At 45.7% G+C, this 20427-nt stretch carries 18 protein-coding genes; 3 read left to right on the forward strand and 15 right to left on the reverse strand.

The features are described 5' to 3' along the window. Window positions 1-12: 12 nt before the first annotated feature. From N6H06_RS19545 to N6H06_RS19565, 5 genes are all read right to left on the reverse strand, one after another. Window positions 13-711 carry a heptaprenylglyceryl phosphate synthase gene (locus tag N6H06_RS19545; protein ID WP_062750201.1) on the reverse strand — a complete coding sequence of 233 codons (699 nt, stop codon included), beginning with the start codon at window positions 709-711 and terminating at the stop codon, window positions 13-15. Between the two features lie 642 nt (window positions 712-1353). Next, complete coding sequence (locus N6H06_RS19550) at window positions 1354-2181, reverse strand: ABC transporter ATP-binding protein (protein WP_062750202.1); 828 nt, start codon at window positions 2179-2181, stop codon at window positions 1354-1356. 16 nt (window positions 2182-2197) lie between these two features. Further along, window positions 2198-3211, reverse strand: coding sequence for a FecCD family ABC transporter permease (locus N6H06_RS19555; RefSeq protein WP_263707772.1), 1014 nt, complete (start codon window positions 3209-3211; stop codon window positions 2198-2200). Continuing rightward, window positions 3208-4260: a FecCD family ABC transporter permease gene (locus N6H06_RS19560; protein WP_062750421.1), complete on the reverse strand. Its 1053-nt coding sequence runs from the start codon at window positions 4258-4260 to the stop codon at window positions 3208-3210. Before N6H06_RS19560 ends, N6H06_RS19555 begins: the two co-directional genes overlap by 4 nt. A 221-nt stretch (window positions 4261-4481) precedes the next feature. Next, window positions 4482-4604: a hypothetical protein gene (locus N6H06_RS19565; RefSeq protein WP_263707773.1), complete on the reverse strand. Its 123-nt coding sequence runs from the start codon at window positions 4602-4604 to the stop codon at window positions 4482-4484. 258 nt (window positions 4605-4862) lie between these two features. Between N6H06_RS19565 and N6H06_RS19570 the strand changes: the two genes are divergently transcribed. Next, window positions 4863-5159 (forward strand): hypothetical protein, encoded by a 297-nt coding sequence (locus N6H06_RS19570; RefSeq protein WP_062750204.1) that lies wholly within the window; start codon window positions 4863-4865, stop codon window positions 5157-5159. A gap of 35 nt (window positions 5160-5194) precedes the next feature. On the opposite strand, the gene N6H06_RS19575 is transcribed toward N6H06_RS19570, so the two are convergent. Beyond that, window positions 5195-6076: an aldose 1-epimerase family protein gene (locus N6H06_RS19575; RefSeq protein WP_213029468.1), complete on the reverse strand. Its 882-nt coding sequence runs from the start codon at window positions 6074-6076 to the stop codon at window positions 5195-5197. Between the two features lie 144 nt (window positions 6077-6220). On the opposite strand from N6H06_RS19575, the gene N6H06_RS19580 reads away from it, so the two are divergent. Then, window positions 6221-8632, forward strand: coding sequence for a penicillin acylase family protein (locus N6H06_RS19580; protein WP_263707774.1), 2412 nt, complete (start codon window positions 6221-6223; stop codon window positions 8630-8632). A gap of 243 nt (window positions 8633-8875) precedes the next feature. Here the strand turns inward: N6H06_RS19580 and ade are convergent, their stop codons facing one another. From ade to N6H06_RS19610, 6 genes are all read right to left on the reverse strand, one after another. Beyond that, the gene (gene ade / locus N6H06_RS19585; protein WP_062750207.1) at window positions 8876-10606 is read right to left on the reverse strand and encodes an adenine deaminase; all 1731 of its coding nucleotides are present in this window, start codon (window positions 10604-10606) and stop codon (window positions 8876-8878) included. 160 nt (window positions 10607-10766) lie between these two features. Further along, on the reverse strand, window positions 10767-11075 hold the full coding sequence (locus N6H06_RS19590) for a YerC/YecD family TrpR-related protein (RefSeq protein ID WP_011245931.1): 309 nt from the start codon (window positions 11073-11075) through the stop codon (window positions 10767-10769). Window positions 11076-11158: 83 nt separating this feature from the next. Continuing rightward, a complete protein-coding gene (locus tag N6H06_RS19595; RefSeq protein WP_263707775.1) occupies window positions 11159-12904 on the reverse strand; it encodes an adenine deaminase C-terminal domain-containing protein in 1746 nt (581 codons plus the stop codon). 317 nt (window positions 12905-13221) lie between these two features. Then, a complete protein-coding gene (locus N6H06_RS19600; RefSeq protein ID WP_062750209.1) occupies window positions 13222-14160 on the reverse strand; it encodes a glycine betaine ABC transporter substrate-binding protein in 939 nt (312 codons plus the stop codon). A 57-nt stretch (window positions 14161-14217) separates the two neighbouring features. Beyond that, the gene (locus N6H06_RS19605; RefSeq protein ID WP_062750210.1) at window positions 14218-15054 is read right to left on the reverse strand and encodes an ABC transporter permease; all 837 of its coding nucleotides are present in this window, start codon (window positions 15052-15054) and stop codon (window positions 14218-14220) included. Beyond that, window positions 15023-16240 carry a quaternary amine ABC transporter ATP-binding protein gene (locus N6H06_RS19610; protein WP_213029473.1) on the reverse strand — a complete coding sequence of 406 codons (1218 nt, stop codon included), beginning with the start codon at window positions 16238-16240 and terminating at the stop codon, window positions 15023-15025. Before N6H06_RS19610 ends, N6H06_RS19605 begins: the two co-directional genes overlap by 32 nt. A gap of 249 nt (window positions 16241-16489) precedes the next feature. Between N6H06_RS19610 and N6H06_RS19615 the strand changes: the two genes are divergently transcribed. Further along, on the forward strand, window positions 16490-17032 hold the full coding sequence (locus N6H06_RS19615; protein WP_062750212.1) for a GbsR/MarR family transcriptional regulator: 543 nt from the start codon (window positions 16490-16492) through the stop codon (window positions 17030-17032). 383 nt (window positions 17033-17415) lie between these two features. Here N6H06_RS19615 and N6H06_RS19620 read toward each other — a convergent pair whose 3' ends face one another. The 3 genes from N6H06_RS19620 to N6H06_RS19630 all read right to left on the reverse strand — a co-directional run. Continuing rightward, window positions 17416-18516: an AimR family lysis-lysogeny pheromone receptor gene (locus tag N6H06_RS19620; RefSeq protein WP_263707776.1), complete on the reverse strand. Its 1101-nt coding sequence runs from the start codon at window positions 18514-18516 to the stop codon at window positions 17416-17418. A 412-nt stretch (window positions 18517-18928) separates the two neighbouring features. Continuing rightward, on the reverse strand, window positions 18929-19150 hold the full coding sequence (locus tag N6H06_RS19625) for a hypothetical protein (protein ID WP_035202084.1): 222 nt from the start codon (window positions 19148-19150) through the stop codon (window positions 18929-18931). Between the two features lie 15 nt (window positions 19151-19165). Beyond that, the coding region (locus N6H06_RS19630) for an LXG domain-containing protein (protein ID WP_263707777.1) at window positions 19166-20427 on the reverse strand (1262 nt) is incomplete at its 5' end.

The following is a 20427-nucleotide window of genomic DNA, read 5'->3' on the forward strand; positions in this document are numbered from 1 at the left end:
GTCATTCACCGCCTACCTGCATTTATGTTCCTTGACGGCCTCCACCGTCTTAAGCGCTTCTGTAAGATTTTCATAAAGCCCATTGCCGACAACGACAACATCAGCATATGCCGCTATCTCAGAGGCATCTGCTGCATTTTTTATCCCGCCTCCATAGATGAGCTTTGTCTTTTCCAATACTGCCCTTGCCCGTTTGACGACATCAATTGGGCCTTTTTTGCCGCTGTATTCCAAATAGAAAAAAGGATAGCGGTACATATGCTCTGCCAGCCGTGCGTAAGCAACGACATCTTCTATATCCAAGTCAGTCTGGGCATTCGCATGTTTAGCCACTCGTGCTTCTCCATTTAAAACACAGTAGCCTTCCAACAACAGTTCTTGCCAATTAATGAGTTCGCCATATTCTTTGACAGCCTGGTGATGGTGGCCAATGACCCAGCTAACATGTTGGCTGTTCATGACGGATGGAATCAAATAATAATCGAACCCTGGCGTAATCGCTTCAAGGTCCGATACTTCAAGCGCACATGTCACTGGAAACCGACGAATGCGGGCAAAAAGGGACAACGTGTTATCCAATGTGACGTTGTCCGTTCCGCCAACAATAATCGCATCAGTACCTGACTCGCAAACGGCTTCAAGCGCTTCATCCGTTATTTCCTTGTTTGGATCAAGTTTAAAAACATGCGCCCATTCATCATAATTTTTCATGTTAAGCGCCTTAACCGCAGGCGCGCCCCTCCTTTATTGATTCAAAAATGCAAAACATACAAATCGGCGTGCCACATACCGAGTATACGTACGTTCGTTCTGTCTGTCATTATAGCAAAGTTCCCACTCGTTGTCCCGTATCCATCTGTTGAAAAAATAAGGGATTTCGCCGAAAGTTGCCGCCTAGACGATTAGACAAAAAAAAGACCTCCGCCAGTAAGGCGCAGGTTAAATGTAGGGGGTCTATATCGACCAGACGTGTATCGTAGCACGTTATCTAAATGATAACGAAAATCATTATCAATGTCAATGAAAATTCGCTAAAAATATTGCCTCTTTCTGTTATGTTTGGTTTTGCCCACGAAATCCCTGTCTACCCGCTTCAAGCAGCGGTTTGGTAGCCACTATTTATAAAAGACAACCAGCACTATGCGAGTGCTGGTTGTCTCAGACTGTAGACAAACGCTCGCATACTTCGTCGTTTGCCTCACTCATATGCTTTGAAACGGTCGTTTCATGCGCAAGAAAACCGCTGCTCATGAACCCACGTTCTATTCACATCTTCCCTCGGCTGCACTCCTCGTCTGACAAGCGTTTTCTATCAGTCTGCCTGTTGTTGTGGCCAACACCAGGGAACCAGCACTATGCGAGTGCTGGTTGTCTTTCGTCCTGCTGCTGGTGTTGGTCTTTCAACAGATCATACGTCAAACAAACAGGTTTGCCTGTCCGTGGGTCCATGACGATGTTGGCATCAATGTGGAAAACATCGCGGAGCACGTCTTGGCACATCACATCTGCAGGCGCCCCTTCTTTCATAATTTTTCCGGCGCGAATCGATACCATGTAATCGGCAAAGCGTGCTGCATGGTTTAAATCATGGATGACCATCACGATCGTGCGCTGTTGCTCTTTGTTTAGCCGTTCTAACACTTGCAGCACTTCGAGTTGGTGGGCCAAGTCCAAATAAGTCGTTGGCTCATCAAGCAAAAGAATATCCGTTTCTTGTGCAAGGGCCATTGCAATCCATACACGCTGGCGCTGGCCGCCAGAAAGGGCCTCGATTGGTCGGTCCGCGTATTCGCTCATATTGGTTTGTTCCAGCGCCCAGTCGATCATGGAGCGGTCATGATCCTTCAATTGACCAAACCCGCGCTGATGAGGGTAACGCCCATATGCAACCAGCTCAGAAACCGTTAGCCCGCTTGGCGCTTCAGGAGACTGTGGCAGAACCGCCATCTTTTTGGCGATTTCTTTTGTTGACTGTTTATGAATCGACTTCCCGTCTAAATACACGGCTCCTCTGGAAGCTTGGAGAATACGGGAAATCGTTTTTAAAATCGTCGATTTGCCACAGCCGTTTGGCCCGACAATCGTCGTAATTTTTCCATCTGGAATTTGCAAATGCAAGTCATTGACAATCTCTCTTTTTTCATAAGCAATCGAAAGCTTTTCAGTCACTAAACGTGGCATTGGACTTCCTCCTTGTTTATCGGGTTTTCATCAACAAATATAAAAAGTATGGCGCTCCAAGAATGGCAATCACAATGCCGACTGGAATTTCCGATGGAGCTAGGACGTTGCGTCCAATCATATCTGCAGTAAGCAAGATCAATGCCCCCATTAAAGCCGCAGCCGGGATAAGCACTTGGTGTTTCGGCCCGACGAGGCGACGTGCAATATGGGGAGCGACTAGACCTAAAAAGGAAATGCCGCCGCCGACAGCTACGGACACAGCAGCAAGGCTAACAGCTAAAACAAGAAGCGTCCGCCTTTCTTTCTCAATCGGGACGCCTAACGACACCGCCGACTGAGTGCCGATTTGTAAAACATTTAGCGTTCGCGCTTTAAAAAGCGTAATCGGAATCAAGAGGATGATCCATGGCAAGACTGCCCATACGTGGGGCCACGTCGTTCCCCAAATGTTCCCCGTTAACCAAATCGTTGCCTGCATAAAATCATTCGGTTCCATCCGCAATTGAATCACGATCAGCAAGGCACTAAATGCTGCATTTAAACCAATCCCCACTAACACTAACCGCACTGGCGTAATGCCTTTTTTCCAAGCCAGTATATAAATGAGGAAAGCAGCAAACAGTGCACCGCTTAGCGCAAATAACGGCATCACCAAAAGGTTTGCGCTGCCAAGACCCGTTAAAGAACCTTGTACAAAAAAGATAAATAAGACAACAGCGAGGCCTGCACCTGTATTGATCCCCAAAATACCTGGATCAGCCAGTTCATTTTGGGAAATGCTTTGTAAAATCGCGCCAGAAACAGCAAGACCTGCGCCAACCAAAAGGGCTATCACCATTCGCGGCAAACGAAACTGAAACAGGACGAGCTCATCTCGGGCAGAGCCGTAGCCAAACAGCGTTTTCGCAACCGCGTCGGGACTGATCCGAATCGCGCCTGTCTGTAAGCTGACTAAAAACACGACGACAATGGCCAAAAGCAGAATCGCCAGCACCGCGATTGGACGTTTTTTCAATGCTTGCTTCATGAAAGCCCCCTCCCTTCACGCCTTGCAAGGTAAAGGAAAAACGGTACGCCGATTAACGCGGTCATTGCACCGACCGGCGTTTCATATGGGGCATTTACCAACCTAGCGGCTAAGTCCGCCAGCACTAAAAGCAATGCTCCTAATACAGCAGAGCATGGAATAATATAACGGTAATCGACGCCAACTAAGCCTCTAGTAATATGGGGGATCACCAAGCCGACAAATCCAATCGATCCTGCGACTGCCACACCGGCCCCTGTCAATAACAAGACAGCTACAACACCGAGCGTCTTAACAAGAAAAATCCGCTGGCCAAGCCCTCGCGCTACATCTTCGCCGAGACTAAGCACCGTCACCGACTTCGATAAAGCAACGGCAAGGAGCAAACCGATCATGGCGACTGGCACAATCAACTTGATGTGGGTCCAATTCATACCAGATAAACCACCAGCAAACCAAAAACTTATATCTTGGGCGACGTCAAAATGAATGGCAATGCCTGAGGAAATCGCGCTTAGAAACGCGCCGACCGTCACGCCAGCTAGCGCCAACTTGGCTGGCGTCAAGCCCCCTCGTGCCAGTGACCCGATTGCGAACACAAACGCAGCACCAGCGCCTGCGCCGATAAAAGAGGCAACCATTAAGTGAAAACCAGAGACATGCGCGGCAAAAGCAAACATAATCGCAATCGCTAGCGCCGCCCCATCCATGACGCCCATAATTGACGGTTCCGCAAGAGCATTGCGCGTCATTCCTTGCATGATAGCGCCTGAGACAGCAAGAAAACTGCCGACTAGCGCCGCCCCTAAAGCCCGGGGAAGGCGGATTTCTTGAATAATTTGATGTTCGGTCAATGCTGGATTAAAAGAGAAAACCGCCTGCCAAACGGTTTTAAAATCAATTTGCGCTGCCCCATATGAAATGGAGAGAACGAGCGCAAACACAAGAAATCCCAATCCAATAACGAGTACGCTTACTGCCGCTAACGGCTTGGAGCGTGCCTTCGCTTTTTCTAAATCTTGTTGTGCTTCCTTAGCATGTGTGCTCATTTCATGTTTTTCCCTTTAACGTTCGATACGTCATTTTTGATGGTATTGATAATCATTATCATACCATGGACGATCAAGCGGGTAAACAAAAAAACCAGCATTTTGCTGGTTTTAGAAAACTTTTTATCAATTAAAATGGCATTCAGCCAAGAAAAAGTCGAACAATTCACCTTTCGTTCTGTGGCGTTTTCGTAAACAGCCCTTTCACGAAAAGTCGCTATTTATACAAACAACACCTTGCAAAGGGCAATCAGCCCACCCCATAAGGGAATGCTAAGAGCAAGAGCCCAGCCTGCGCCTACAACCATATTCTCGCCAACTTCGTATTGAATATCCTCCTCCAACCTCGACGCCTCCTTTATATCTTGCTGCTTTCAGCATAAGGGCTGTGCATGTAGCCAGCATTAAGCAATCGTAAAGATTCTGTAATCCTTATCAGCAGGAGACTTTCACTAAAGCTGGCGTCTTTTTCGAAATGTTTTTGCCTCATATGCTACACTTACGATAGCCTGTTGGATCATACGTTTCTTTTCGCTAAACAGGCGCGTTTTTCCTTCGGCTCTCTGTTGATCCATACATAATTTCGATTAAGGAGGCAAATGATGTCAGCAAACAAACGAAAAGAACGGCCGTCTTTCCTTATGATGGTCTATATGTGGCTCTTTATTTTAGTGGCGGTTGTCAACATTACCGGAATTGCATCAACGAAGTTATATGAAAGCATTTTCCCCTTTTTTATCGTTTCGCTCTTAAATATTTTCCTTGCTGCTCTGCTCATCTTGCAAGCATTAAAAACAACGAGCAAAAGCGAACGAAGGCTCTCCATTATTTACTTGATTGGCCTTGCCGTTCTAGCCGCCGTCACGTTTTTCCGCTTTTTGTTTATGCAATCAAGCTAACACTGAAGCAATCGCGCCCCAGTTTGCGCGATTGCTCAATAAATCGTGATCGCATAGGATGCTTTAAACGATTCATTGGCACCAATTTGTTGGATGCCCTTTTTCTCCGCAAATCGCCCTGTTGTATCAACCGTATCGGCAACCCCAAACCATGGCTCAATACAAACAAAAGGGGCGCTCGTTTTTTCTTCAGGATTGTATGCTGACCAAATCCCCACATAAGGGAAGCCAGGAAAAGAGACAACAATTTTCTCTTCAGGGCGTTGTTTTGGATAGAGAGCGACTTCGTCGAGATGGCTGTAGACGAGTGCGTCATGTTGAAAGAGCGAATCAGTAAGCCCAATGTTTTTCAGCACTGGTACGGTTTCCGGTTTTTGGACCAAACCGTTAGATAGCTCATAACGTTTGATTTGTTTGCCTTCTGCCGCTTTAAAGGAAAGCTCATACTCTGTGAATGATTCCTCTGAGCGAAAGGGGACCGCAAAAGCAGGGTGCCCACCGATCGAAAAATACATCTCCTCCTCATTGTCATTGACGACTTCCCAGCCTACGGTGAGCGTATGTCCGTTTAACTGATACGATAAATAAACAGTAAATTCAAAAGGGTACACATCGGCAAACTGACCAGACGACTCAAAACGGAATACGGCTTTGTCACTTTGCAAACGGTCGGTAACAAACATTTGGTCGCGCAAAAATCCATGTTGGCTAAGTTGATAAGACTTCCCATTGTATGTATACGCGCCATCGTTTAAACGGCCAACAATCGGAAACAATACAGGCGCGATCCGCCCCCAGTACGTTGGGTCTCCGCTCCACATCACTTGCCTGTTTCGTTCTTTATGCCAAATGCTCCGAATTTCCGCCCCTTTATTTGCAATTTCAACTGTGAATTTGTCATTCTCAATAATGATCACAATATACCCCTCCTATCATTTCTCTCTTGTAGTATGACGGAATGGACTGAAAATGCAACTAGCACCGTCCTTTGCAGGATTAATCAAACTTGTCTTCGAATAGAATATAAAATGAAAGCGCATTCAAATAAGAGGGGGAATTTGATGGATTCAACACCATCAACTGGCCAAGCGCCAAAAAAACGGCCGTTTGCGAAGCGGGGCCTATTTATTTCTGGAGCAGCGATTTTGGTCATTTTGCTTGCAACCCTATTGTGGGCGTACATGCAAATCAAAAAACCGCTGCCGCCAACGACAGGAGAAATCGTCGTCAAAGGATTAGATGCTCCTGTTAACGTCTATCGGGATGCGCAAGGCGTTCCTCATATTGAAGCCCAATCGGACGTTGATTTATATTTTAGCCAAGGCTACGTTACCGCCCAAGATCGCCTGTTCCAAATGGATTTAAGCAGAAGGCAAGCGTCGGGACAGCTTGCTGAAGTAATGGGAGAAACCTTTGTTGATTCAGATGTTTTCTTTCGGACGTTCGGCTTGCGCCGGGCAGCTGAGGCATCGGCATCTGCCTATGACGCTGAAACGTACCAGTATTTAGAAGCTTACGCTGATGGCGTTAATGCTTTTATCGAACACGCTCAGGCAACTGGCACACTTCCACTTGAATTCCGTTTGGCCGGCTATGAGCCTGAACGATGGGACCCGATTGACTCCTTAACGATCGGAAAATATATGGCATACGACTTAGGCGGCAATTGGCAAAGCCAAGCGTTCCATTACTGGCTAAGCCAACATGTGAGTGAAGAGGAAGCACTCGATTTGCTTCCTAGCTATCCAGCAGAAGGGCCTGCTGTTCTTGACTTGGCACAAACGATTGACATGGATGTCGAAGCGGCGTTTGCCAACATTGGCTCTAAACTGCCACACCCTTTTAACGGCAGCAACAATTGGGTGCTTTCAGGGGAACGGACAGCGTCTGGTATGCCGCTGTTGGCTGATGACCCTCACTTAGGATTGGGGGCGCCTAGCATTTGGTATGAAACCCATCTGACATCGCCGACTGTGAACGTTACAGGCGTCATTTTCGCTGGCGTCCCTGGCATTATTCTTGGCTCAAATGAAACGATTGCCTGGGGTGTCACCAATGTCGGCCCTGACGTACAACAGCTCTATTTTGAACAGCGCCACCCTGAAAACCCAAATGAATTTCTCTATGACGGGGAGTGGTATAAAGCCGAAGTCATCGCAGAAGAGATTAAAATTGCTGACGCAGAGCCTTTTTACCATGATGTGGTTTTAACGAAACATGGCCCGATCCTATCCGAATATGCACATGTAGAAAACGAATCCGAGTATGCGTTATCTTTGCGCTGGACTGGACACGATCCGACGACGGAACTAAAAGCTGTACTAGATTTCAACCGCGCCGATAATTGGGACCAGTTTAAAGAAGCATTAACCCATTTTCATGCGCCCGCACAAAACTTTGTGTTCGCTAGCACGGATGGCACAATCGCGTACCGAGCCAATGGCCTAATTCCAATCCGCGCAAACGCCGATGATGCATTATTGCCAGCGCCTGGCTGGGACCCGGCTTATGAATGGGAAGGGTATATTCCTTGGGATGAGTTGCCAACAATCGTCAATCCTGAATCAGGAATCATTGCCACCGCTAATAACAAAATTGCTGGAGATGACTATCCTTACCACATTTCCCACACATGGGCCCAACCTTACCGGCAACAGCGAATTATGGAGGTGCTCGCAGCAAAAGACAACCATACCGTAACCGACATGCAAGCATTGCAAATGGACGTCGCCAATTTGCAAGCAACCAACCTGCTTCCTCTTCTGACAGAAGCGTTACCAGCTGAGGGACTGCGCGCTATTGACGAGGAGGGGTTAAATGTTCTGGCGGACTGGAACCAATTTGACGAGCGCGAAGAAGCTGGACCGCTATTGTTCCATTTTTGGATGGAAGAAATCGAGAATCTGTTGTTTGCCGATAAAATTCCTGCTGAAATCAACGAGCTTTTTTACGGCCGGGCTGGTGTTGTCGATGAATTGCTAAGACGTGCAGCAACTGGTGAACCAGGTCCATGGGTAGAAAACGCTGGCGGTTTTGAAACAGTCGTCCTTCAAAGTTACCAAGCGGCAATAGACAAAGCTGCTCGTATACAAGGGAACAAGCCAGCAAAGTGGCGCTGGGGTGTTTTTCACCAAGTTGAATTTAGCCATCCAATGGCAGCGATCACACCGTTGAATTACTTATTTGATCGGGATCCTCTTCCAGCAGACGGCAGCCATATTACGACGATGGCGGCAGGCTACAACCGCGAAACGGGCCTTGTCAACCACGGCGCCGGTTGGCGTGGCGTATTTGATTTAAGCGACATTGACCATACGTACCACATCGTCGCTCCTGGACAGTCTGGCCACGTCACAAGCGAGACATACCGCTCGCAAATGGAAGCTTGGACAGAGGGCCATTATCATACGACATCGATTCATCCGGCAACGTATAAGAACAACAGCGACAAACTCGAATTACGCCCCCAGTAACAACAGGAAGGACTGGCGTTCTGGCCAGTCCTTCAGACTGCAGACAAACGCTCGCATACTTCGTCGTTTGTCTCAGTCATATGTTCATGAACACCCGTTCTATTCACATCTTCCCTCGCCTACACTCCTCGTCTGACAAGCGTTTTCTTTCAGTCTGAGTGCGGTTTTATCGACTTTGTCGACAACCTTAAGGACTGGCATACTGGCCAGTCCTTCAGACAAATGCTCCCATACTTCGTGTTTTTATTGTTCTACAAAGGCAAACGCGTTGACATCAAACAGCCCTTTTGACGTCAGTTTAAGTGCAGGGATGACTGGGAGTGCAAGGAAAGCCAATGTTAAAAACGGATCGATTTGCTCTTTATAGCCGAGATGGACGAGTGATTGCTGGAGCTCATTGAGCTGTTGTTTGACTGTTTCCGCTGAAGCCGTTGACATCAAGCCGCCCAGTTTGAGAGGCATTGCCGCAAGCACGTTGTTTTCCTTTACGACGGCCATTCCACCCCCTAAGCCAGCAACATGGTGAATGGCATGGTACAAACTTTCATCATCTCCCCCTACAGCGATGAGGTTATGGGAATCATGGGCTACAGTCGCGGCAATCGCCCCCTCTGAAAAAGGAAAGCCCTTTACAATGGCAAGTCCGATATGTCCCGTCGCCTGATGGCGTTCCACGACTGCAAGCTTTAGCCATTCGCCGCCAGGTTGAAAAATACCGTTTTCGGCTGGAACGGACGCCATCGCTTTTTTCGTCACAATCGAGCCGAGCGTCGTTTCAATAACAGGGGTCGATTGAGGGTTTTTCAATTTCAGCGTTAAGTCCTCTCGTGCAAATGGAGAAATATGGACACTGTTCAATAATCGCTCTGGCACGGGGTAAGGAGCGCGGATCGGGCTCGTTAGTTCGCCTTTTTCGGCTACGAGCATGCCCTTTGCATACACGGCATCGACTTGAAACGTGGAAAGGTCTGACACGAACAGAAACGACGCTTCTTTTCCAGGAGCAATGGCCCCTTTATCATCAAGTTGAAAGCATTCAGCTGCATTTAAGGTGCCGATTTGGATCGCTTGGAGTGGATCCATGCCGAGTGCAATCGCTTTACGGACATTAAAATCAACACTGCCTTCTTTCAGCAAGTCATCTAGATGCTTATCATCTGTCGCAAATGCAAACCTCCGGGCATTGGCTGCTGTAACGGCTGGCAAGAGCGCCTCGATATCACGTGCCGCCGTCCCTTCACGCATCAGCACATAAAACCCACGCTGGACTCGTGCTCTTGCTTCCTCAGCAGTTACCGCTTCGTGGTCATTGTGAATGCCAGCTGTCCGATATGCATTTAATGCCTCGCTATTTAGCCCTGCGGCATGGCCATCAATGGGGCGGCCCTTTGCCTTCGCCATTGCGATTTTTTCAAGCATGTCGTCATCGCCATTTAAAACGGCCGGGTAGTCCATTACTTCTCCTAGCCCGTATACGCCTTCGTTTAAAAAAAGCAAGCGCGCATCTTCGGCAGAAAGGGAGGCGCCATTTTCCTCAAAGGATGCAGCAGGCACACTGGAAGGAACGGCCATTTTGATATCAAGAGGCAAGTCTTTAGCTGCTTCAACCATGTATGTCACCGCTTCTACACCAGCAACATTGGCAAGTTCATGAGGATCAGCAATGACCGTAAGCACGCCCTTTGGAACAAGGACACTAGCAAAGTCTTCAGGGCGAACCATCGCCGATTCAATATGGACGTGGCCATCAATAAGCGAGGGGCATACGTATTTGCCTTGGGCATCAATCACTGTTTTGCCTTCTGTATAATCGCCAATGCCAACAATATGGCCATCTGTGATTGCGATAGAAGCTTCATAGATGGTTAACGTATAAACATCAATAAGTTTTCCGTTAATGACCAAAATATCGGCCGGCTCCTGTTTGCTTGCTACGGCAAGACGTTTTTTGTAGGTAGCGTGATGGCGGTCCATTCTCGTTCTCCTTTTGTTTTTAACGTCTATTGTAGCCGATCTCCCCTATTTGTGCTATCAAAAAACAAGAAAAAGAACGATCCTAAAAAGAATCGTTCTTAGCCTGTAGACAAACACGCACACATGTCGTTGTTTGCCGCACTCATATGAGATGCCTTAATCAATCTTGCGGCTCTTCCTGGGCTTCAATCCGGTCAAGCGCCATCCGGTAGCTATCGTTGCCGTAATTTAGACAGCGTTTAACTCGGGAAATGGTCGCTGTGCTAGCCCCCGTCTCTGTCTCAATTTTGTGGTACGTATAACCATCACGCAACATCCGAGCAACTTCTAGCCTTTGCGCAAGTGACTGGATTTCATTAATGGTGCAAAGATCGTCAAAAAACTCATACGCTTCTTCTAAATTTTTGAGAGACAAAATCGATTTAAAGAGCTGATCTAGTTCTTTGCCCCGTAATTTGTTGATCTGCAAGCAATGTCACACCTTTCGAGTATTGTGCAATCTCTACGATGCGTGTCTTTTTTAAAGTTTTAAAGCACCAAAGTAATTCTATTTTAACGCATTATCGCCGGAAATAGTATTCCTTTCTTCCGAACATCGTAGATCCCCCGTTGCGTTACCCGAATATAAGGCAAATGCGTAGCTGAAAAAAACTGCAAACTATACATTGGATCTTCAAATTTGTAACCCCGTTCCCGCAGGAGGCTAACAAACGACTGTTCTTCTGCCATAATTTCTTCCATCGGCGCAGCGGACATCATGCCAAGAAGAGGCAAGCGGACACGGCTGATCACTTCCTCATTCTCAACAAGAATGAGCCCGCCCCCTTGTGCTTTCAACTCATTAAACGCCTGGATCATGGCTGAGATCGATTTGCCGATCAAAATGATATCGCCTGTATAAGAGTAAGAACTGGCCATGCCCATAACCGCCGTGGCAAACCCTTTTAATGTTGTCGTCACAAGCCATTTGCCCTGCTTGTCGACCATCGCAAAAAACGATTCATCATGGTCTGTCGCTAACTCCGTTGCCGCCGTTTCCAGAGTCGTTTGATAAGGCTTTAAAATAACCGCGTTTGTCATTTCAATCCCCATTGGCATCGAAAAATGGAGCTCATCTTCACCTAGACTCCAGTCAATGTGAATCGGACCAATCCCATAGTCGCCCCACTCAAATGGCGCTGTTTCTTTTCCTTGTGGAGTGCCATCTCTTAACACCCACTGCCCTTTAGCCAAAACGCTTTTAGGCATTGGATCGTCCATACTTTCGAGAAAGTTCAAATGGGCAATGCGGCCTGGAGCGATCATGCCGAGTTTATGGTCGATATTATAATAACGGGCGACATAATAGGTAGCCATGCCGTATGCATCAACAGGATCAAGGCCGGCTTCCAGGGCAATTTTAATACATTGGTTCATTACACCATCCTTATAGAACGACGGCGGTGAACCATCAGTCGTCATCAAGCAACGCCCAAAATAATCGACGCCTAGCTCCTTCATTTCCTCGAACAAGCGAGGCAAATCAGGGCGGATCGAGGAATAGCGCAGCGAAACGGTGTACCCGAGGTCCAAACGGCGCACAACTTCTTCGCCCGTAATGGCTTCGTGGTCGCACGTCACGCCAAGAAGCGCCATTTGCGACAGCGTCTTTTCAGAAGCTCCTGGCAAGTGGCCTTCGATTGGCTTCCGCAGCCTTGTTGTTTCCTGCATCCAATGCAATGTCGTGTCATCGCCTTGCAGCACTTTCGGCCATGACGTCAGTTCCCCTCCTTGCACCACCAAATGGTGTTCAAGCCAAGCCTTCATTTTTGAATTGGAAAACATTTCATCTTTGATTAACTCTGTTTGTGAATCGTAGCGCGCCCACCAGTACATCGTTGTCGGCAATTCTTCCAGTTTCTCGATCAAGGAAAGCGCTTTCTTTTTTTCCAAGTTCAAAAAATAAACCAAGTTGTCATTGATAAGTGTCGTTGTCCCACGCTCAGAAGCATATTTTGCCAAACTGTATGGATTATACAGTTGAAATGGATGGGCATGGTGCTCAATATAACCAGGAACAATGTATTCGCCTGTACAATCAACCACTTCCGCATCGCCTATCTGCTCTGGCAAGCTTTTGCCAACATAAACAATTTGGTCATCCGCAATCCAAATATTTGCTTTCAGCCATCTTCTTCTGGCATGGTTTAAATACGTAGCATTTTTTAAGACTATTGTTGGCGGGCGCTCCCCTTTTACAACACTTAGATGTTCCCGCAGCCTTGTTTTCGTCCAGCGGTGAATCCGCTCCGTGCTCATCGTTATCACTCATTTCATCTCGTCAATCTTAGTTTTATTTTACCATATTAAGAACAGCATTTGATTGTTAAATGTGACATTTCTTCACATCTTTTTTGCCAAAATCGTAACAATTGATTTTCACGATTGCTTTTTTAACGCTCTCCCCTTTCCTGCTAAAAAACGCACACTTCTACTAATGTATAGGCGTTGAAGGATAAATATGCCAAAAAAGAATCGAAAACAAACCAAATTAGGATCTACCTCGATTCACTCTTCAGGTATCCCTCAATCGAAAAAGAGCCCGTTGGATAATCCCAACAGACTCTTTTTGTTCGTTATTCAGCTTTCAAATCTTCAATCGAATCAATGTCCATATAACTTGGCACTGCGAGGCCGATGCGCGGCTCGCCGTCAAGGTTGACACCTAAATCGTCGACTTTGCTTTCATCGAAGAAGCTGCCGTGTGTAATTGGCAACCATGCAGCAACACTTGCATCTTGGTCGCCAGATTCAAGCGATTTCCACATTGGCCCGTTTTCAACGACACTCAGTTCCACATCATAGCCAACTTGCTCAAGCGCAAGGGCAAGCACATTGGAAGAAGCTACTTCTGAATCCCAGTTTACGAGTACAAGGGAGAATGATTCTCCATCGACTGTCTCAACGCCGTCAATCCATTCATCGACTTTTTCTTGGTTGTTATCAACCCACTCTTGAGCAGCATCCGCTGGATCAGCGCCTTCATGCACAGCCAGCATGACTTCGTTCATGTCATCCTCGCTCCAGAAGAAATTGTCGACGACTTGGTAGCCTTCAGGCTTCTCGCTTTCCAAGCCTTGGCGAGCAATCGTATGAATCTCTTCTGTACCGCCGAATGAACCTTCTGGATCATCCAAGTATTTCAAGTCATAGGCAGCAAACTTCCAATGTGGATTCCATGCCGTTACGACGATTGGCTCATGTTTTTGGATGGCTGTATCCAACGCTTGCGCCATAGAAGAGGAACTAGACGTTTGCAAAGTCAAGTTCGTCAAGCCATAGTCCTCAATCGCCCGCTCCGCTGCTTGGGAAACGCCTGCGCCTGGGTCAATCCCCGTAATGACCGATAGATCATTAGTAATATCTTCTTTGGAAATCATGCCTTCATCCGTAGAGCCAACTGGATTAGAGTCAGAACCATTCCCGTTGCCGTTGTCATCGCCATTCCCACAAGCCGCAAGTGTTACGGCAAGGGCCAATCCTGTTGCTGTCATCGTAACGTGTTTAATATTCATTTCATTACCCCCTGAATTTCATCTATTGTGAAAAGAGCGGTTGCGCCCTTTTGCCACTTATTCGCTTTGTTTTTTATTAAAACTTTGCGTTAAACGGTCGAGAATAATGGCCAATATGACGATCGCAATACCTGCTTCAAAGCCATTGCCAATATTATTTTGTCCAACTGCGCTATAAACAACCTGGCCTATTCCAGTTGCCCCGATCATTGCCGCGATCACAACCATAGAAAGGGCAAGCATTGTGCTTTGGTTAATCCCAGCCATGATCGTCCCCCGAGCCATTGGCAGTTGCACTTTAAATAGTTTTTGCGTGCCAGTTGAACCGAATGCGTCTGCTGCTTCAATTAATTCCGTGGAAACTTGACGAATACCAAGGTTCGTCATACGGACCGTCGGCGGCATGGCAAATATGACAGAAGCGACAACGCCAGGAACCATGCCGATGCCGAAGAAAGCAACAGCTGGGATCAAATAAACAAATGCTGGCATCGTCTGCATAAAATCAAGTACTGGTTTGATAACGGCTTCTGTACGGTCGTTTTTTGCCATTAAAATGCCAACTGGAACACCAATGACGACTGAAATCAAGCAAGCTGTTAAGACGAGTGCCAACGTATCAAGCATGCCGTTCCAAAAACCGAGACTGTCAATTAACAAAAGTCCGAGAATCACAAAGACAGTCAAGCCCCATTTGCGGTTCGTCCAATACGTAAGCGCGCCGATAATAAGAACAAACAGCCAACTTGGCGGCAAGGCGATCACCCAGTAAATCCCGTCCATGACCTTTTCAATCGTAAAATCAATGCCATTAAACAACCAAGCAGCATGCTGCAGCCATTCTACAAACGCTTCAACCCAACTACCTAGTTCCAGACGGGGTAGAAAATCCATTAAAATCAACCTCACTTCCCGATAACGCCCCAAGAACGGCGCTTCTTACAATAATGCCTTGTAGCTTGTCGCCTTTAATGACAACAAGGGGCACGGAACTGCTCGCAAGCTGCTCCATCAATTCATTAATTGGCGTATCCAATTCGACTTTCGGCACATCTGTCACAATAATGCTGTCAATGCTATTAATATTTTGTTTGATTAACTCAGAAACATCGCTCGCATGGACGATTCCAACTAGCTCTCTATTCCGCTTCGTTACATAGATGCTAGAAATTTTCGCATCACGCATCCGTTGCAAGGCAACGCGCGGTCCATCTTTTTCCAAATTAATCGTTTCTGGACGGATCATGACATTTTCCGCCGTAAATACTTTTGAGCGGTCCACATCCTCCACAAACCGCTCAACATAATCATTTTCCGGTTGTGTAAGAATTTCTTCAGGCGTGCCAATTTGCACGACCGAACCGTCTTTCATAATCATGATGCGGTCACCGATACGCAGTGCCTCGTCCAAGTCATGGGTAATAAAAATGATCGTTTTGTTCATCGTTTCTTGCAAATCTAATAATTCGTCTTGCATATCTTTCCGAATGAGCGGATCAAGCGCAGAAAACGCTTCGTCCATTAACAGGACATCCGGATCATTGGCAAGAGCACGTGCAAGCCCTACACGTTGCTGCATTCCGCCAGAAAGTTGCGAAGGATAACTATTTTCGTATCCTTTTAAGCCAACAAGTTCAAGGGACGATATCGCTTTTTCACGGCGCACCTGCTTCTCAATGCCTTGCACTTCAAGGCCATACTCCACGTTTTCAATCAACGTCCTTGTTGGAAACAAGCCAAACTTCTGAAAGACCATGCTCATCTTTTTGCGCCTAACTTCCCGAAGGCTTTTCCCATCCATCTTAGCGAGGTCCTCACCGTCGATCCAAACACTTCCTGATGTAGGTTCAATCAAACGGTTCAGCAGCCGCACAATCGTTGACTTACCGCTGCCTGAAAGCCCCATAATAACAAAAATTTCACCGTCTTCGACTTCAAAACTTGCTTGGTTAACACCAACCGTGTGGCCAGTTTCTTTTAATATGTCCGCTTTGGATTTTCCTTGTGCCAACATGTCCAGAGCCCGTTTCGGTTTTTTCCCAAATACTTTTGTCAAGCCCTCAACCCTAATTTTTGACAAGTTTTCCACCTCTTCACTTCAGTCGTGCTGCTTTAGACCTTGTAACTATACCTTATTTACAATTTTTTAATCAAACATGATATATCATTCTTTTAGTCGATATTTTTCATACAGTTTAAACTGTACGAAAGCAATGGTCGGTTTCCTTCTATTTGCTCGCAGATGCTGGCAGATGCTGTACTTTGTCATGCTATCACCTGTTTTTGAACTTTGTTACACTCTCTATAAGCAGGCCACTGGAGGAATGACATGGAGAAGGCAAACGAGCATAGCAACGGCGTTGACCAGCAACTTCAGGAAATCAGAGAACAGTTTATCCATGAGCTTTCGACCAATTTTCATCTATATGGCATTAACGAATCAGTCGGTCGTCTTTATGGTACGCTATTATTTGAAAACGATACTTTAACGCTTGATGAAATGAGCCGGCGCCTAGGGATGAGCAAAACAAGCATGAGCACCGGCATTAAACAGCTTGTGGATGCCAATATGGCGCGGAAAGTGTGGAAGAAAGGCGTCCGCAAAGACCTTTATATTGGAGAAGAAGATTGGTATGCTTCTTTTATCGCGATTTTTTCGAAAAAATGGCGCCAAGGAATCGAAAACAACAAAAAAGCAAGCGTGCAAATGGAAAAACGCTTGCTTGCATTACAAAAAGAAGCCCCCGAACAAGCAGAAGTCATTGCTTCCGACTTAAAAAAAATCGCCCATGCCAAAGCATATTACGACTGGCTCGACCGCTTTATCGACTTTTTAGAGAGCGGCGAGATTTTTGAGCATTTGGAGAAATGAATAGAAAGTCTGAATGTTTTATACCTGGCTCCTTGTCCATAAGTTTTTTAAGAAGCTGAGGAACAAGAAAAAGAAGCTTGTTAATTTAAGCTTCTTTTTTCTTATAACCTTTAGTCTAATGAATAACACTAAGCCACTTTGTTCGCTTTTCTTAACATTTCTTTGTTACGACTGCTTGCGTTTAAAATTACTCTCTTCCGAAAAGGTAGTTAGCCATGGTGCGTGAAAATAAATGAAGTAATAGAACAGGTCTTAATATCTCAAAGTGTTATGGATTAATGTAATTTGTTCCTCCCCCTTGGGGTTGGATGGTTCCATCGTAAGGCGCTGAAACACCAAAAATAACTGTCAACATAAATACCACTACTAACACTTTTTTCACATTAAAACCACCTTTTTATTAAATTTTTTAGTTCACGTTCTACAATTCCATAATAATAAATATGTCCAGAATCAGCAAACTTTCTCATCGATTGCAAAAAATAATCCGCATTTTTTGTCGCTTTTCCTTTATAAAATAATAGAAAAGGAGTGCTTTTCCCTTGAGTTTCTAAGTCCGCAATAAGCGATAAAGCTTGTTGATTTTCGCCTCGAACAATATATTGATGAACACGCTCTTCACTGACGACGTTTTCCATATCAAAAACTTGACCAAGCATATTGCGTGCAAAAGGAAAAAACTCATTTTCGAGACTAATTTTATAATGGTCCAATGTTGAAGCAGCCGCATAGTTGATTGATTTCTCGTAACTATCGATACATAGCCCGGGCTTATTTTGAACGAGATAAATTTGGCCTAACCCGTGATAACATGAGCTTAACATACCGTCCGAAGATGATTGATTCACAGCAGAGGCCAAGAAATAATTTTCTGCTTCTTCAAAGCACCCTTCATTGTATAGTAAGACTGAACCTATTAATATTGAATACTTTGAAGCCAAAACACTTTTCATATAACAAGGTTCCGTTTGTTTAAAAGCATTTCTCATTCTATTTTCAATAATTTTTGCCCCACGCAATGTTCGATTTTTAAACGATTGCGCTAACTCTAAAAATTCTAAGCGCATTCTCACCATTGGATTCTTGGTTGTTGCATATAAATTTCTAGCTTTTTGGAGAGACTCTTCTTCATCAATTTGATTTGTTAGTATATCATATATTAATTGATAAACACGAACCGACTCCCAAAGCAACTCATCTTCTTTATGAGTGTTAATAAGAATTTCTAGTATATCAAATTGCTCATTTAGTGCAGCATACTCAAACGCATCCCGGACATGCTGCAGCTTCTTTGCTGATGCCGCATATACATTCATAAGGGGAATGAACTCGTCAGGCATTAAATGTTTTGCAATAAGGAGGACTTCTTCAAACGAGTATTCATCACTATTTGCTAGTTCTTTCATGCGTGCTTCGTTTAATAAAGGATCTGACCACCCTTTTTGGCGCATAAGTGTGCCAGCTTTTTCTTTTACTTCAAGCAATGTTTATCCCTTCTCCCGAAATAAAGTTCCATACTAGTGCTATCCTAGTACTTTTGAATGAATAAGACAACAGGCTTGGCCATTTTCCCAATATGCTTTTTGTTAAAAACTGGTGTAGAAGGGAGTATCGGTGGGTGGTTGGGAAAACGTACTAAAGCCCTCTTTTATGCTAGTTGTGTATGGGAATTCATTATAAATGATGGTAGTGCTGTCGTTGTGAAGCTTCTAGGCAAGCTCAATATTGTGTAAAAAAGAGGAAATAAAATGGATTAGCCAAATGAAAAAATGGATATACACAACAAAATCCAACCACTTAGATTACCTTTTCTTGTAAGGTAAAAAGCGGTTTATTCAGTACTAGGCCTCACAAAAAAACCTTGAAAGGCATAAAGCCAATCAAGGTATACAGCATCTATATCTCAATTTCTTTCCATAACTCTCGAATACTTTTCCCATCTATTCGTCCATCCACAAACAATTCATTTGATGTTTTAAAGGATTGAGAATAGCTATCTCTAACTCTTGTTAAATAGTACCCATCTTCATTTCTGCTAATCCAAAAACTTTGATTTCGATAGTAGAATTGAAACTCCTCTCCCATCGCTACTCTTTGTTTTAATTCTTCATAATCCATAGTATCACTCCTAGATTATCTATTAAACGTACCATCACTATTCCATTTAAAAATATGTTCATGTGGCCATTCAGGATGAGTCTTAGCATTACCGTGATTAGTATAATCAACGTCTCTCACAGCCCTGCCGTCAGGTCCATAAAATCTCCTAGTTTTTATTTCACCAGTATTCTTGTCTGTGATATCTACTGATGAATTTGGTGTACCCTTAGCAGGATTTGGAACCGATGTTGTAGTTGAATGATTTGCAGTGGGTGTAACATCAATTGTCTTACCTTTATTCGATTTCACTGTTTGCTTAGGAATTCTCCCTGCACCCTTCCCCCCAGTCTTCACCTTCCTCGCTTTCGACAAGTCATATCCTAGTTCGGCCACTTTCGCTGGCTTCACTAAGATAAACGTCGTTGCTAGGGCCTTCTCCCCGAACGAAGCTTCTGGGTCGGCGAGCGTGATGAAGTCACCAAATAAAAAGTCGACCACTCCAGCAACAATGGGATTTGTCTTCAACCGCTCCTCGCTCGGAGGGTTGTTCTCGAGGTACGTGTTGATGGCTGCGACTTCTTGATCCGTAAACATATATTCTGGTATGGTGACCACTTGCGACGTATCCGTTTGAATCGCTTGGGTACGGAGCTGGGCTTGGTACCATTGGTATTGGATCGGAACCAGCTGTTTCAGTTGCCGTGTCAGGATCGCCGGCGAGACGGTCGCGTTTGCCGGCAAAGTCGATAGGCGCGCAAATAACGGGAAATACGACGGGGTAACGGCATGGGTTGCTCCCATCGCTGGCGCTCGGCACGCTTGCAGCGCCTGTTCATTGCTTAGGATGGCACTGACAGGGAAATGGTTCAAGTAATACCAACTCGCTGCCTTCAAGCCACTGTATAGAGGGGCGTAGGCGCCTGTATACAGAAATTCGAGCGGCAAGACGTCTTGGTACAGATCCCCTTCGCGGCCTTTGATATGGCTTCGGTCTAGTGGGGCCATTTGGATCGCTTGTGTCACGACATTTTGGTACAGCTCTTCCATATTGGCATCGATCTCCGCCTGCGTTTCTGGGGAAGGGATCACGCCGCCACTGGTCCAGTTGGCTACTTGGCTGACAACGGTCGTCAGTTCTTGCAAAGTGCTTTTTGCGCTTGAGAGCACCGTGTCGTTGGCTTCGTCCAAGTTACCAAGCCTTTCCGCCGTCACACGGACATGGTCTTTGCCTTGTTGCACGTAGCGAAGGACTGGTTCCATCGAGAACGGTGGCAGCGGCAACAGGTCGGCGATGG

Source organism: Shouchella tritolerans (genome assembly GCF_025770735.1).
In the GTDB taxonomy this organism is placed as follows: Bacteria; Bacillota; Bacilli; order Bacillales; family Bacillaceae_D; genus Shouchella; species Shouchella tritolerans.